Here is a 14442-nt window from a genome sequence, read left to right as displayed (position 1 = left end):
GCGCCGATGGTACTGCACTCGACAGGGTGTGGGAGAGTAGGACACCGCCGAACACCCGTTAACCGAAAGGGGACCCAACATACTGGGTCCCCTTTCGTGCGTTGTATGAAAGGAATGACTGTGTCGGAGAATGGCGACGAGCGTCGGTCCTTCCGTGGGGGAGGAGCGCCTCGATCAGGTGGCCCCCGTCGTGACAACGACGGGCGTGGATCACGCAGCGCTGCAGGCGGAGACCGCCGCGGTGGTGCCGGAGACAACAACCGTGGCGGGGCTGGGAACAGCAACCGCGGCGGCGGATTCAGCGGCGGACAGCGTCGCGGCGGCGAGGGTGGGTTCTCCCCTCGTGGGCGCGACGGCGACCGTAACCGTCAGCAAGCTCGACCTGACGAACCAGATTTGCCCGACGACGTGGAGCCGACCGAGTTGGATCCGGCTGTTCGTCGGGATCTGCTCAGCCTCGACAAGGACAACGCCAACACAGTTGCGCGTCACCTCGTCATGGCGGGCAAGCTCGTCGACGAAGACCCGGAACTTGCACTACTCCACGCTCGCGCTGCTCGTCAGCGCGCCGGCCGTATTGCCGTCGTCCGTGAAGCTGCCGGAATCACTGCTTACCACGCGGGTGAATGGGCTGAAGCTCTCTCCGAGCTCCGTGCGGCCCGTCGGATGGCTGGTGGACCGGGCCTGATCGCTGTCATGGCCGACTGCGAACGCGGTTTGGGTCGACCCGAACGCGCGATCGAACTGGGTCGTAGCGACGAGGCTGCGCTGCTCTCGGGCGACGAGGCTTCGGAGTTGCGGATCGTCGTCGCCGGTGCTCGGATGGATCTCGGACAGTTCGATCAGGCAGTTGTCGCACTGCAGACCAAGGATCTTGATGCAGCGCGTACCGGTGAAGCTGCGGCTCGCTTGTTCTACGCGTACGCCGATGCCCTCGTCGCAGCTGGTCGTATCGAAGACGGTCTGAAGTGGTTCCTCAACGCTGCGGCTGCAGATCTCGAGGGTGACACGGATGCTGAAGAACGGGTGGCCGAGTTGACCGGAGAAGATCAGTGACCGTGCTTCGTACCCAGTACGACGTACTTTTGCTCGATCTCGACGGCACGTTGTACGCCGGAGCTCATGCGATTCCCGGTACCCAGGCTGCATTGGGTCAGGGCTCGCAGGCTTTATACTACGTGACCAACAACGCAAGTCGCTCACCTTCGGCAGTGTCGGAGCACCTGACCGAACTCGGTTTCGATTCCGAAGACGATCGTGTGGTCACCAGTTCCCAGACTGCCGTCCGTCTGTTGGCGGAGCGCCTCGAACCCGGTGCCGCTGTTCTGGTCGTCGGCACCGACGCACTTGCCGACGAGGTGACGCGCGTCGGATTGCTGCCGGTTCGTGAGTTCGCGGATTCTCCGGTTGCTGTCGTTCAAGGACATTCGACGGAGACCAACTGGTCGATCCTTGCCGAAGCATGCCTGGCGATCCGGGCCGGCGCGCTGTGGGTGGCTGCGAACTTGGACACCACATTGCCGTCGGAACGGGGTTTGGTTCTCGGCAACGGCTCGATGGTGGCAGCTCTGCGTGCGGCGACGAGGCAGGAACCTTTGGTCGCAGGTAAGCCTGCTGCACCTCTGATGGAGGATGCGCTTGCTCGCAGCGGGTGTTCGCGTCCTCTGGTGGTCGGCGATCGTTTGGACACCGATATCGAAGGTGCACATGCTGTTTCGATCGACTCGCTGTTGGTTCTCACCGGTGTGAGCACGCCGGGTGACGTACTGCGGGCTCCGATTCAGCAGCGCCCCACCTACATTGCAGCAACTCTGGATTCGCTCAATCAGACGGCCGCCGAGTCGCTGGTCGGTGCGGACTCCAAGTGGTCCGTCTCGGTGAACGGGTCGGCGCTGGTAGTCGACGGCCCGGTTGTCGGGGACGAGATGTCACTTCTACGTGCGGTTGCGCCTGTCGCATGGGCGAATCCGTCGTTCCAGACCCTGGAAGCGTCCGACGCCGGCGTAGCGGATCTGTTTGCTTCCTGGCTCGTTTGATTTCTCGCAAATGTGTTCGACTCGCGGGGGTGCGGGTGTATGCGTAACCGAGAGTCATGCACTAACGTTGTGCCCGATGAGCACGCCGACACCGCACCCTGGAAACACGAGTAACGGATCTCCGTTGCCCGGGCCACGCCCTACCGTTGATCCGGAACGCATACGTTCTGACGTCGACGGTTTGCTGGCGCGCCTCGGCGGCATCGAGCAGGATCCGAACGATCAGCACGGAGCAGGTGTGATTCCGCAGAAGGCACATATTTTGGAACAGGCACACGAGGTGCTCGTCCAGGCACTCGCCTCTGTGGACAGGGCTTGACGTGGCACGTAGAGCACGGGTGGACGCCGAACTGGTCCGTCGCGGACTCGCACGGTCGCGAGATCATGCGCAAGAACTGATTTCCGCCGGCCGAGTTCTCATCTCGGGAGCGGTTGCGACCAAGCCTGCGACGGCGATCGAAGCCGGTACTCCGCTTCGGGTCGTCGAGGTGGAGCTGGAAGTCTCATGGGCTTCGCGAGGGGCACATAAATTGATCGGCGCCCTCGACGCTTTCGGGTCCGAAGGATTGACGGTCGAAGGCCGACGCTGCCTTGACGCCGGCGCATCCACCGGTGGGTTCACCGATGTTCTTTTGACGCGCGGTGCGAAGGAAGTTGTCGCAGTCGACGTCGGTTACGGACAACTAGTGTGGCGCCTGCAGTCCGATGACCGGGTGCACGTCATCGACCGAACCAATGTTCGTGCAATTGATTCGGAGACCATCGGCGGAACCGTCGACCTGGTTGTGGCAGATCTGTCGTTCATCTCTCTCAAACTCGTACTCGGGGCGTTTGTCGCCTGTACTGCTGACGGTGCGGACCTGGTTCCGATGGTCAAGCCTCAGTTCGAGGTCGGCAAGGACCGCGTTGGTGCCGGCGGCGTCGTACGAGATCCCGAATTGCGAATCTCCGCTGTGCTCGACGTGTCGGAGGCTGCTGCAAAGGTAGGCCTGCGGACGTTAGGTGTGGTGGCTAGCCCATTGCCCGGTCCGTCGGGAAACGTCGAGTACTTCCTGTGGCTTCGGAAGACAGGTGTGCCCGGCGACCAAGAGACGGACACCGACACCGCGGAAGTCCCCACGGTGGAGGACATGATTCGCAAGGCTGTAGAGGAAGGGCCCCAGTGAACGCGGTCACGAACGGCGAGTCGCGAGAGATCCTTCTTGTCGCACATCCCGGCCGACGCGACATCACGGAAACCGCCAAGCGAGTCGGAAAGATCTTCGAGCGCGCGGGAATCGGACTGCGAGTCCTCGTCGACGAAGCAGACAGTTCGCGCATCGAAGCAATGACGGAACCCGCGGGATTCTCTGCGCCGGGTCTCGACGTCACGGTTGTTCATCCCGGCCCCGATGCTGCTGTCGGATGCGAGTTGGTACTGGTTCTCGGTGGCGACGGCACATTTTTGCGCGCCGCCGAACTAGCACAAGAAGCGTCCATCCCGGTATTGGGCATCAATCTCGGACGCATCGGATTTCTGGCAGAGACCGAGGCCGAGCATCTCGACGAGGCTCTCGCACAGGTAGTTCGAAAGGAGTATCGCGTCGAGTCCCGCATGACACTCGACGTCGTCATTCGGGTGGATGACGAGATCATCGACCGCGGGTGGGCGCTCAACGAGGCCAGTATCGAGAACCGTTCGCGTCTCGGCGTTCTCGAAGTTGTCCTCGAAGTCGACGGCCGACCCGTATCTGCCTTCGGTTGCGACGGCGTTCTCGTCTCCACTCCGACCGGCTCGACAGCCTATGCATTTTCCGCAGGTGGCCCCGTCGTGTGGCCCGAACTCGAAGCGTTGCTCGTCGTTCCCAGCAACGCGCATGCGCTGTTCGCACGACCCTTGGTCACGAGCCCGAATTCGATCATCGCGGTGGAGACCGTCGCCGGTAGCCACGACGGCCTGGTCTTCTGCGATGGCCGTCGTACGTTGGAGCTGCCGGCCGGCGCTCGCGTCGAGATCGTTCGCGGCGCCACTCCCGTCAAGTGGGTCCGGTTGGACTCTGCGCCCTTCGCTGATCGGATGGTTCGCAAGTTCGAGCTTCCGGTTACCGGATGGCGAGGAAGGAAGCCTTAATCGTGCTCGCAGAGATCCGAATCGACAGTCTTGGCGTGATCTCCGAGGCCAGCGCCCAGTTTCACGAGGGCCTGACCGTCCTGACCGGTGAAACCGGCGCAGGTAAAACCATGGTCGTCACGAGCTTGCACCTCCTCAGTGGAGCGCGAGCCGATGCCGGTCGAGTGCGCTTGGGTGCGTCGCGAGCCGTCGTTGAAGGACGATTCATCGCTGACGACGTCTCACCGGCCACCGAGCGTGAGATCGTCCGAATTCTGGAATCGTCCGGCGCCGAGCGCGACGAGGATGGGACCATCATCGCTGTCCGCACCGTCGGCAGCGACGGGCGTTCACGTGCTCATCTCGGCGGACGAAGCGTGCCGGCGGGAGTTCTCTCCGAATTCACGGATCCACTTCTGACGGTTCACGGACAGAACGATCAGCTGCGATTGCTTCGTCCCGACCAACAACGCAACGCACTGGACCGCTTCGGGGACAAGGCAATCGGAACGCTCCTGACGAGGTACCGCAAACACCGTCGTGAGTGGCTGGATGCTCGTGCGGAGTTGATCGAGCGCACGTCGAAGGCTCGTGAACTGGCGCAAGAAGCAGACCAGTTGACCTTCGCGCTCAATGAAATCGACGGCGTGGCACCCGAGCCGGGCGAGGACACGGCGATCGTTGCCGAGGTGCGTCGACTCAGCGAACTCGATTCGCTCCGCTCCGCTGCCGAAGAGGCGCACGCTGCCCTCGCCGGTAGTGACGACATGGCCAGCGGTGACGTCGGGGTCATGCCGGCGCTCGACCTGATGTCCGAAGCACGGGCGCGTATCGAGTCGGTCACCGACGCCGATCTGGACGGCCTCGGTTCCCGGTTGGCCGACGCTATTGCCGTCGTCACCGATGTTGCCGGAGACCTGAACACCTATCTCTCCGGGTTACCCGCCGATCCGGGGGCTCTGGACTCGCTGCTGTCGCGGCAGTCCGAACTCAAGACTCTGACTCGAAAGTATGCCGCCGATGTCGACGGTGTTCTCGAATGGGCGGATACCGCTCGCGCTCGTCTGTCCAAACTCGACGTGTCCTCGGATGCGTTGTCGCTGTTGTCCAAGCAGGTCGAGGAATCGGCTGGACTGACCGCCGAGGCAGCTACCAAGCTGAGCGCCGCCAGAGTCAAGGCGGCGGCAAAGCTCGCCAAGGCTGTCAGTGCGGAACTCGCCGGTCTGGCGATGGGACGTGCGGGCCTCGAGGTGACGGTTCGTTCGCAGCCTGCGGGCCCGCAGGATTCGGCGCCACTCAGTGTCGGGGGAGTAGACCTGCATGCCGGATCTGCCGGCGTCGACGAGGTGGAATTTCGTCTGTCCGCGCACAGTGGGGCGCCCTCGTTGCCCATCAGTAAGAGCGCTTCCGGCGGCGAGCTTTCGCGCGTCATGCTTGCGCTCGAGGTGGTGCTCGCCGGTAGCGACACCGGCGCGACGATGGTTTTCGACGAGGTGGACGCTGGGGTCGGTGGCCGTGCTGCCGTCGAGATCGGCCGCCGATTGGCGAAACTCGCTCGGACGCATCAGGTTATCGTCGTCACCCACCTTCCGCAGGTCGCTGCGTTTGCCGACACCCACCTCGTGGTGGACAAGGTGGACGACAAAGGCGGAGTGGTCAGCAGTGGCGTGCGGACTCTGTCGGATTCGGATCGGGTGGTCGAGTTGGCCCGTATGTTGGCAGGATTGGACGACACCGAGACCGGGCGTGCACACGCCGAAGAACTGCTCGAGATCGCGAATGCGGCCCGCGTCACAGATTGATGGTTCTGTGGTGTTGGTGTGACTGATGTGGTAGTTGTCGGCGCGCCTCCACCGGTCAAGGCGGTTTCAGGTTCATCATCGAAGCCATGAAGATGCCCGGATTGCTCTCACGTAACACCGAATCCTTGCCTGGGATCAGTGGCATCGCCAGGGCCGATCGGAACACGGCGAAGCTTTTGCGCCGTGTCGGTCCTGGAGACATCGTGATCCTCGACGAAGTCGACATCGATCGCCGGACCGCTGATGCTCTGGTGAAAGCCGGAGTCATGGCCGTGGTCAACGCGTCGCCGTCGATTTCGGGGCGGTACCCCAACCTCGGGCCGGAAGTGATCGTCGCCAACGACATCGTTCTGATCGATGCTGTTGACGGTGACGTCTTCAAGAACATCAAGGACGGCAGCAAGATCCGCCTGCACGAGGGCGAGGTCTTCAACGGCGAGAAGAGTCTCGTCAAGGGTGAAGAGCAGACCGAGGCCGAGATCTCCGACCGGATGATCGAGGCCAAGACCGGCCTGGTGGATCACCTCGAAGCGTTCTCGGGCAACACCATCGAGTTCATCCGCACCGAAAGTCCGTTGCTCATCGACGGAATCGGTGTCCCGGACATCGACATCGATTTGAAGGATCGCCACGTGGTGGTCGTCTCCGACGGCCCCGAACACGAGGCCGATCTGAAGAATCTCAAGCCCTTCATCAAGGAGTATTCGCCGATTCTGATCGGTGTCGGCGCAGGTGCGGACGTGTTGAGCAAGGCCGGATACCGCCCCGATCTGATCGTGGGCGACCCGGAAGACATCACCAGTTCCACCCTCAAGTCCGGAGCCGAAGTTGTTCTGCCAGCAGACCAGGACGGTCATGCTGCAGGACTTTCCCGAATCCAGGATCTCGGTATCGGGGCGATGACGTTCCCCGCGACCTGCTCACCGACCGACCTTGCTTTGCTCCTTGCCGATCATCACGGGGCCTCGCTGATCGTGACGGTCGGCAACGTGGTGTCCTTGGACGAATTCTTCGACCGCGGACGCCGTGAAAGCAATCCGTCGGCGTTCATGACGCGGCTCAAGGTGGGACCGAAACTGGTCGACGCCAAGGCCGTCGCAACGCTGTATCGAAGTCGAGTGTCCGGCGGCGCGATCGCGCTCCTGGTGCTTGCTGCCCTGGTGGCAGTGATCGTCGCCTTGGTCGTGTCCAATGCCGGTAGTGAAGTTCTCGACTGGGCAGTCGCAACGTGGAACAGCTTCGCGCTGTGGGTTCAGGGGCTCTTCAAGTGATTTCGATGCGTCAACATGCAATTTCCATAGCGGCAATCTTCCTGGCACTCGCGATCGGCGTGGTGCTGGGTTCCGGAATGCTGTCCAGTGGATTGCTTTCGGGTCTGCGTGACGACAAGGCAGACCTGCAGAACGAGATCGAAGACCTCAATCAACAGTCCAATCAGCTTCAGCAGCAACTAAATTCCGCGGACGGCTTCGATGCCGCTGTCGGTGGTCGCGTAGTGCGTGACAGTCTCGCTGGTCGCACCGTCGTCGTCATCACGGCACCGGACGCCGATCCCGGTGATCTCGACGGTGTCAACCGACTCGTCACTGCCGCCGGCGGCGCCGTGACCGGACGCGTCTCGCTCACCGATTCGTTTGTCGACGCCACCGGCGGTGACCGCTTGCGAACCGTCGTCACCAACGTCATTCCTGCGGGCATCACCCTCAAGACCGGTGCGGTCGATCAGGGCAGTCTTGCGGGCGATCTGCTCGGTTCGGTTCTGCTTCTCAACGGGCAGAGCAGCGAACCGCAGAGCACTCCGGACGAGATGAATCTCGCGCTCGACTCGCTGCGCAGCGCCGGCTTCATCAGCTACGACGACGGCGCGGTCAAGCCGGCTCAGCTCGCGGTCGTTCTCACCGGCGACAACAAGAGCGAATCCGACGCAGCCACGGGTAACCGCGGCGCCGTGATCGCCCGGTTTGCGGGTGCTCTCGACGGACGCGGCGCAGGAACGATTCTCGCGGGTCGTCCCGGCTCGGCCGAGGGCAGTGGTCCGGTTGCCGTCGCCCGTGCGGATGCGGCGCTCTCAGCGGGCTTGACGACCATCGACAACATCGATCGGGAGTCGGGCAAGATCACGACGCCGTTGGCATTGCAGGAACAGCTGAACGGCGGCGCGGGCCGCTACGGCACGGGACCGGGAGCGGCGGCGGTTACCGTCGGCGCGCCCACCAACTGACACCCCGGTATTGATACGCCGGTCACATCGGGGGCGGAAAGTCGGCGCGTTGTAGGCACCGACCCCCGATAGGTGTTACCGTGAAATCCCGTGGGTCGGCAGGCCCCAGCATGCTTCATCAGACCAAGCCCTGCACAGTCGTCACGGGAGCCCCTTTGCCACAGTCACGCAGTAATACGCGTACCGCCACCAAGCACATCTTCGTCAGCGGAGGTGTAGCTTCCTCGCTCGGCAAAGGTTTGACCGCCTCGAGCCTGGGACAGTTGTTGACCGCGCGGGGAATGCGCGTGACCATGCAGAAGCTCGATCCCTATCTCAATGTGGATCCGGGCACCATGAACCCCTTCCAGCACGGCGAGGTCTTCGTTACCGAAGACGGTGCCGAGACCGACCTCGACGTCGGACACTACGAGCGGTTCCTCGACCGTGACCTCTCCGGTCAGGCGAACGTCACCACCGGCCAGGTGTACTCGACGGTCATCGCCAAGGAACGCCGCGGCGAGTACCTCGGTGACACCGTTCAGGTCATCCCGCACATCACCGACGAGATCAAGCGTCGCATCCTCGAGATGAGCGGTCCGGATCTGCAGGGACACCGCCCGGACGTCGTGATCACCGAAATCGGTGGAACCGTCGGCGACATCGAATCGCAGCCCTTCCTCGAAGCCGCTCGCCAGGTCCGCCACGACGTCGGTCGCGACAACGTCTTCTTCCTGCATGTCTCCCTCGTGCCGTACCTCGGTCCGTCCGGAGAACTCAAGACCAAGCCCACGCAGCACTCGGTTGCGTCGTTGCGCAGCATCGGCATTCAGCCCGACGCGCTGATCCTTCGTTGTGATCGCGACGTTCCGCAGGGCCTCAAGAACAAGATTGCGCTGATGTGCGACGTAGACGTCGACGCCTGCATCTCGACGCCCGACGCTCCCTCGATCTACGACATCCCGAAGGTTCTGCACCGTGAGGGCCTCGACGCTTACGTCGTTCGCCAGCTCGGTCTCCCGTTCCGCGACGTCGACTGGACCGTGTGGGGCAACCTCCTCGATCGTGTTCACCAGCCGCGTGAGACCGTGCGTGTCGCGTTGGTCGGCAAGTACGTCGACCTGCCCGATGCGTACCTCTCCGTCACCGAGGCACTGCGCGCCGGTGGATTCGCGAACCGGTCCAAGGTCGAGATCTCCTGGGTCCCGTCGGACGCCTGTGAGACCGAAGCCGGAGCGCAGGCCGCTCTCGGTGACGTCGACGGTGTTCTGATTCCCGGTGGCTTCGGCATCCGCGGCATCGAAGGCAAGCTCGGCGCGATCCGTTTCGCACGATCGCGCAAGCTGCCGTTGCTGGGTCTGTGCCTGGGTCTGCAGTGCGTCGTCATCGAAGCTGCTCGCAGCGTCGGCCTCGACGATGCCAACTCGGCTGAGTTCGAGCCGGACACCAAGTACCCGGTCATCTCCACGATGGCTGATCAGGAAGACGTCATCGCCGGTGACGCCGACCTCGGTGGCACCATGCGTCTGGGTGCTTACCCGGCAGTGCTGACCAAGGGTTCCGTCGTCGCTCAGGCCTACGGAACCGAGGACGTTTCCGAGCGTCACCGTCACCGCTACGAGGTCAACAACACCTACCGCGATCGGATTGCCAAGTCCGGCTTGCAGTTCAGCGGAACCTCACCGGACGGCCACCTGGTCGAGTTCGTCGAGTACCCGCGTGAGCAGCATCCGTTCTTCGTTGCCACCCAGGCACACCCGGAGCTCAAGAGCCGCCCGACGCGCCCGCACCCGCTGTTCGCTGCCTTCGTCGAAGCAGCGTTGACGTACAAGCTCGAAGAGCGCCTGCCCGTCGACGTCCACGGTGACGAGAAGATCGACACCGCTGCTACCGAGACGGCGCTCGACGCTGCAGTCGAGAACGTGGAAAAGGTCTAGCCACAGATGAGCGATCCCGGTCGGCACGAATTCGACACCCTCGGCTCCAAGACGGTCTACACCGGCGCGATCATCGCGTTGCGCGTCGACACCGTTGCGATGCCTGGTGGTCAGCGTGCCGATCGGGAAGTCGTCGAGCATCACGGCGCCGTTGCCGTCGTGGCACTGGACGAGCACGACAATCTGGTGCTGATTCACCAGTACCGTCACCCGCTCGGGCACCGGTTGTGGGAAATTCCTGCCGGTCTGCTCGACGCTCCGGGGGAGAGCCCGGTCGAGGCGGCAGCACGCGAGCTGGGCGAAGAAACCGGACTCGGCGCCGATCGATGGTCGGTGCTGGTCGATGTAGCTCTCTCACCCGGGTTCACGGACGAGGCGGTTCGCGTCTTCCTCGCCGAGGGGTTGCACGAAGTGGAGCGCGACGATCCCGAACACGAAGAAGCCGATCTCGAGATTTCGCGAGTTCCGCTCGCCGACGCCGTCGACATGGCGCTGCGCGGCGACGTCGTCAATGCCACAGCGGTATCGGGCATACTCGCGATCGCCACCGCACGTGCGACGGGAAAGCCGCTTCGCCCCGCCGACGCACCGTGGCCCGATCGTCCTCGCGCATTCGGAGAACGCAAGTCGCGAGCCTGAAGTGCTTGCCCGACAGGTGGACTCGTATCTCGACCATCTAGCGGTCGAGCGAGGATCGGCGCGCAACACTCTACTTTCGTATCGCCGCGACCTGAATCGGTACGCGGAGTACCTGAACGGGCGCGGTATCAACGACGTCGCGGGCGTGACGGAAAACGACGTCACCGAATTCGTCACACATCTGCGGCTCGGTGACGCCGAGGCCGGCGTCGTACCGTTGGCGGCCAGTTCGGCAGCACGCACCCTGATCGCGGTCCGCGGGTTCCACAAGTTTTCCGCCGCCGAGGGTCTCGTCGGCATTGATGTGGCCCGAACGGTCAAGCCGCCAACGCCCGGACGCAAGCTGCCCAAGGCCCTCCCACTCGACGACGTGATCGCCCTACTCGACGCTTCGGGTGGCGGTGCGGCCGGTGACGGGCCCCGCGACTTGCGGGATCGCGCTCTGCTCGAGCTCCTGTACTCGACCGGAGCGCGCATCACCGAGGCGATCGATCTGGACGTCGACGACATCGACACAGAAACCCGTTCCGTGCTGCTCGAGGGCAAGGGCGGCAAGCAGCGGATCGTCCCCGTCGGCAGGCCTGCGATCGCCGCCGTAGACGCGTATCTCGTCCGTGGGCGCCCCAGCCTGGCGACGCGCGGTGTCCCTGCCCTCTTTCTCAACGCTCGCGGGGGACGCCTCTCGCGTCAAAGCGCGTGGCAGATTCTTCAGGATGCGGCGGCGTCGGCCGGAATCAAAGCGGACGTCTCACCCCACACGCTCAGGCACTCGTTTGCCACACACCTGCTCGACGGAGGCGCAGACGTACGTGTCGTGCAGGAACTACTGGGCCACGCCTCGGTAACCACGACGCAGATCTACACATTGGTCACCGTCACCGCGTTGCGCGAAGTGTGGGCTCAGGCACACCCGCGTGCCCGTTAGGGGTTGGTTGTCTCATGCGTGTCTGCGAGACCATTCGGTGATGTAAGCGGTAGCGTTCAAGGAGCGCGAGCGGCCTCCACCGCAGTTTCGGGGGTTTGCCGGCGCCGAGAGCAACCGCCGAAAGAGTAGGGGAGCATCGGACCGTGTCGACATCGCAGCCACCAGCGGCGGAGTCCGCGCCGCCGCATGTCAATGCCCAACTCCTCGAGCGCGTGAACGAATCAGCACCAGCTGTACCCTCCGAACCAGAGGCGATGTTCGAAATAGATACGACGCCAGTAGCCTCTCCACCTGCGGAAACCCTTACCGTTTCCGCGGAAGAACTCGGCCCGACAGGCCGACCGGTCCGCGAGGTGCCGCAACCGACACCGCTGGCGCACCACGGACCCGCGATGATCATCGCGATGTGCAACCAGAAGGGTGGCGTCGGCAAGACGACGTCGACCATCAACCTGGGAGCATCGTTGGCCGAATACGGTCGTCGAGTGCTCCTGGTGGATCTCGATCCCCAAGGCGCGTTGTCCGCCGGACTGGGCGTTCAGCATCACGACCTGGAACTGACCGTCCATAACCTCCTGGTCGAACCGCGTGTGTCCATCGACGACGTGTTGATGCGCACTCGGGTCGACGGCCTCGATCTGCTCCCCAGCAACATCGACCTTTCGGCCGCCGAGATCCAATTGGTCACCGAGGTCGGGCGTGAGCAGACCTTGGGACGCGTGTTGCACCCTGTTCTCGATCGGTACGACTACGTCCTCATCGACTGCCAGCCGTCGCTTGGCCTGCTGACCGTTAATGCGCTGGCCTGCGCCGATTCGGTCATCATTCCGATGGAATGCGAGTACTTCAGCCTGCGCGGCCTGGCACTCCTCAACGACACCGTCGAAAAGGTGCACGACCGTCTCAATTCGAAGCTCGAGTTGGCCGGTATCGTCGTCACGATGTTCGATGCCCGGACCCTGCACGCTCGTGAGGTGATGGCGCGCGTCGTCGAGGTGTTCGGCGACGTCGTGTACGACACGGTGATCAACCGCACCGTTCGATTCCCCGAAACCAGCGTCGCCGGTGAGCCGATCACGACGTGGGCGCCGAAATCGGCTGGGGCCGAGGCATATCGGGCATTGGCCCGCGAGGTCATTCACCGGTCTGGTCGTTAGTGGAACTGATTGCATCGCAAGAAGATTCGGCCGAAGTCGAGCCGGATTCGATCGACCTGAACGTGCCGACCGACGCTCAGACCGCAGCCAAGGCCGCCGGTTTCCGAGTCACTCTCAGGAATTTCGAAGGCCCGTTCGATCTGCTGTTGAACCTGATCAATCAACGGCAGCTCGACGTCACCGAAGTCGCCCTGCACACCGTCACGGACGATTTCATCGCGTACACCAAGGAACTCGGCAGTGCGATGGGCCTCGATCAGACGACGGAGTTTCTGGTCGTCGCGGCCACGCTTCTGGACCTGAAAGCCGCAAGGCTGTTGCCCGCCGGGCAGGTCGAGGACGCCGAGGATCTGGCGCTTCTCGAAGCCCGCGACCTTCTCTTCGCGCGGCTGCTGCAGTACCGGGCGTACAAACAAGTTGCGGCGCTGTTCGGTGAGTTGGAGGAAGCGGCACTGCGCCGCTATCCACGTTCGGTTTCCGTCGAGGATCAGTTCACCGAACTCCTGCCCGAGGTGTTGTTGGGCGTCGACCCCCAGCGGTTTGCGGAGATCGCGGCGACGGTGTTCACACCGCGTCCGGTGCCGACAGTGGGCCTCGATCACCTCCATGTGTCCAATATCTCGATACCCGAGCAGGCCGAGCGAATTCTCGAGTTGCTGCGCGAACGAGGCATAGGGGAGTGGACACCCTTCGGGGACCTCGTTGCCGAGTGTGAGATCACCGTCGAGATAGTCGCAAGATTTCTCGCGTTGCTCGAGCTGTATCGCCGGCAGGTCATCGTGTTCGAGCAACCCGAAGCCCTCGGACCGCTGATGGTGAGTTGGACCGGAGACGACCCGGCCGCGCCGGTCACAGAGGAGGACTACGGATGAACGACGAGCCGACGGAATCGGAATCTTCGCAGCTAGACGAGATGATCGAGCCTACTGACGACGCTGCGGATTCCGAAGATTCTGCCCCCGATTTCGATCTCGGCGACGACCAACTCGACGCAGTGCTGGAGTCGCTTCTGCTCGTCGTGGATTCACCGGCCGAAGTGAACCAACTCGCATCTGTCACCGGTACGGCACCGGAGCGTGTCGAAGAACGCCTGACGTTGATGTCGGCCGCATTGACCGCTCGCGGCAGCGGAATCGACCTTCGCTACGCGGGCGACGGATGGCGTCTGTACACACGACAAGAGTTTGCCCCGTACGTGGAAAAGCTGCTATTGGACGGCGCACGCACCAAATTGACCAGGGCGGCATTGGAAACTTTGGCCGTAGTCGCATACCGTCAACCGTTGACTCGTGCGCGGATCAGTGCGGTACGAGGCGTCAACGTGGACGGGGTGGTACGCACCCTCCTTGCCCGCGGACTGATCGCGGAAGCCGGGCCGGACCCGGACACCAACGCGACACGGTACTCCACGACCGAACTGTTCCTCGAACGGCTCGGTCTGGCCTCGCTCAGCGAGCTCCCGGAGTTGGCCCCGCTCTTGCCTGATGTCGATCTCATCGACGACATCAGCGAAAGCCTGGAATCCGATCCGCGATTTGCGAGAATGAACAAGGCAGACGTGCCCGCTGACGTAGTGGACACCGAAGTCGACGACTGACCGGAACTCCGGCGCTCGTCAGCACCGAGAAAGACCCGACCACGCTCGGGAAACAGTAGA

14 protein-coding genes are annotated in these 14442 nt (G+C 63.2%); all 14 read left to right on the top strand.

Annotation, left to right across the window (positions count from 1 at the left end; genetic code table 11):
* The first annotated feature begins 114 nt into the window (after nt 1–114).
* The 14 genes from QM716_RS14995 (at nt 115) to scpB (ending at nt 14382) form a co-directional block, all read left to right on the top strand.
* Nucleotides 115–1056, top strand: coding sequence for a tetratricopeptide repeat protein (locus QM716_RS14995; RefSeq protein ID WP_283304826.1), 942 nt, complete (start codon nt 115–117; stop codon nt 1054–1056).
* Nucleotides 1053–2036 carry an HAD-IIA family hydrolase gene (locus QM716_RS14990; protein ID WP_283304825.1) on the top strand — a complete coding sequence of 328 codons (984 nt, stop codon included), beginning with the start codon at nt 1053–1055 and terminating at the stop codon, nt 2034–2036. Before QM716_RS14995 ends, QM716_RS14990 begins: the two co-directional genes overlap by 4 nt.
* A gap of 76 nt (nt 2037–2112) precedes the next feature.
* Nucleotides 2113–2355: a hypothetical protein gene (locus tag QM716_RS14985; RefSeq protein WP_283304824.1), complete on the top strand. Its 243-nt coding sequence runs from the start codon at nt 2113–2115 to the stop codon at nt 2353–2355.
* 1 nt (nt 2356) lies between these two features.
* Nucleotides 2357–3202 carry a TlyA family RNA methyltransferase gene (locus tag QM716_RS14980; protein WP_283304823.1) on the top strand — a complete coding sequence of 282 codons (846 nt, stop codon included), beginning with the start codon at nt 2357–2359 and terminating at the stop codon, nt 3200–3202.
* Nucleotides 3199–4146 carry an NAD kinase gene (locus QM716_RS14975; RefSeq protein WP_003946132.1) on the top strand — a complete coding sequence of 316 codons (948 nt, stop codon included), beginning with the start codon at nt 3199–3201 and terminating at the stop codon, nt 4144–4146. The genes QM716_RS14980 and QM716_RS14975 overlap by 4 nt, the downstream gene beginning before the upstream one ends.
* Before the next feature lie 2 nt (nt 4147–4148).
* The gene (gene recN / locus QM716_RS14970) at nt 4149–5927 is read left to right on the top strand and encodes a DNA repair protein RecN (protein WP_283304822.1); all 1779 of its coding nucleotides are present in this window, start codon (nt 4149–4151) and stop codon (nt 5925–5927) included.
* A gap of 86 nt (nt 5928–6013) precedes the next feature.
* Entirely contained in the window at nt 6014–7198 is a 1185-nt protein-coding gene (gene steA, locus QM716_RS14965) for a putative cytokinetic ring protein SteA (RefSeq protein WP_283304821.1), read from the top strand.
* Nucleotides 7195–8148 (top strand): copper transporter, encoded by a 954-nt coding sequence (locus tag QM716_RS14960; protein ID WP_283304820.1) that lies wholly within the window; start codon nt 7195–7197, stop codon nt 8146–8148. Before steA ends, QM716_RS14960 begins: the two co-directional genes overlap by 4 nt.
* 155 nt (nt 8149–8303) lie before the next feature.
* Nucleotides 8304–10064, top strand: coding sequence for a CTP synthase (pyrG, locus tag QM716_RS14955; protein ID WP_283304819.1), 1761 nt, complete (start codon nt 8304–8306; stop codon nt 10062–10064).
* 6 nt (nt 10065–10070) lie between these two features.
* Nucleotides 10071–10703 carry an NUDIX domain-containing protein gene (locus tag QM716_RS14950; RefSeq protein WP_283304818.1) on the top strand — a complete coding sequence of 211 codons (633 nt, stop codon included), beginning with the start codon at nt 10071–10073 and terminating at the stop codon, nt 10701–10703.
* A gap of 1 nt (nt 10704) precedes the next feature.
* Complete coding sequence (gene xerD, locus QM716_RS14945) at nt 10705–11628, top strand: site-specific tyrosine recombinase XerD (RefSeq protein WP_283304817.1); 924 nt, start codon at nt 10705–10707, stop codon at nt 11626–11628.
* Between the two features lie 143 nt (nt 11629–11771).
* Nucleotides 11772–12785, top strand: a complete 1014-nt coding sequence (locus tag QM716_RS14940; RefSeq protein WP_502942046.1) for a ParA family protein — start codon at nt 11772–11774, stop codon at nt 12783–12785.
* Between the two features lie 56 nt (nt 12786–12841).
* Nucleotides 12842–13657 (top strand): segregation and condensation protein A, encoded by an 816-nt coding sequence (locus QM716_RS14935; RefSeq protein ID WP_502942056.1) that lies wholly within the window; start codon nt 12842–12844, stop codon nt 13655–13657.
* Nucleotides 13654–14382, top strand: coding sequence for an SMC-Scp complex subunit ScpB (gene scpB, locus QM716_RS14930; protein ID WP_502942045.1), 729 nt, complete (start codon nt 13654–13656; stop codon nt 14380–14382). Before QM716_RS14935 ends, scpB begins: the two co-directional genes overlap by 4 nt.
* Nucleotides 14383–14442 lie beyond the last annotated feature (60 nt).

Source organism: Rhodococcus sp. IEGM 1409 (assembly GCF_030056735.1).
Classification (GTDB): Bacteria; Actinomycetota; Actinomycetes; order Mycobacteriales; family Mycobacteriaceae; genus Rhodococcus_F.
Note: the sequence above shows the minus strand (reverse complement) of the source record. Positions and strands in the feature narration are given on the sequence as shown.

Coding starts and splice junctions, on each gene's coding strand:
- QM716_RS14995 (WP_283304826.1), top strand. CDS start 115: ATGACTGTGTCGGAGAATGGCGACGAGCGTCGGTCCTTCCGTGGGGGA.
- QM716_RS14985 (WP_283304824.1), top strand. CDS start 2,113: ATGAGCACGCCGACACCGCACCCTGGAAACACGAGTAACGGATCTCCG.
- steA (WP_283304821.1), top strand. CDS start 6,014: ATGAAGATGCCCGGATTGCTCTCACGTAACACCGAATCCTTGCCTGGG.
- scpB (WP_502942045.1), top strand. CDS start 13,654: ATGAACGACGAGCCGACGGAATCGGAATCTTCGCAGCTAGACGAGATG.
- QM716_RS14950 (WP_283304818.1), top strand. CDS start 10,071: ATGAGCGATCCCGGTCGGCACGAATTCGACACCCTCGGCTCCAAGACG.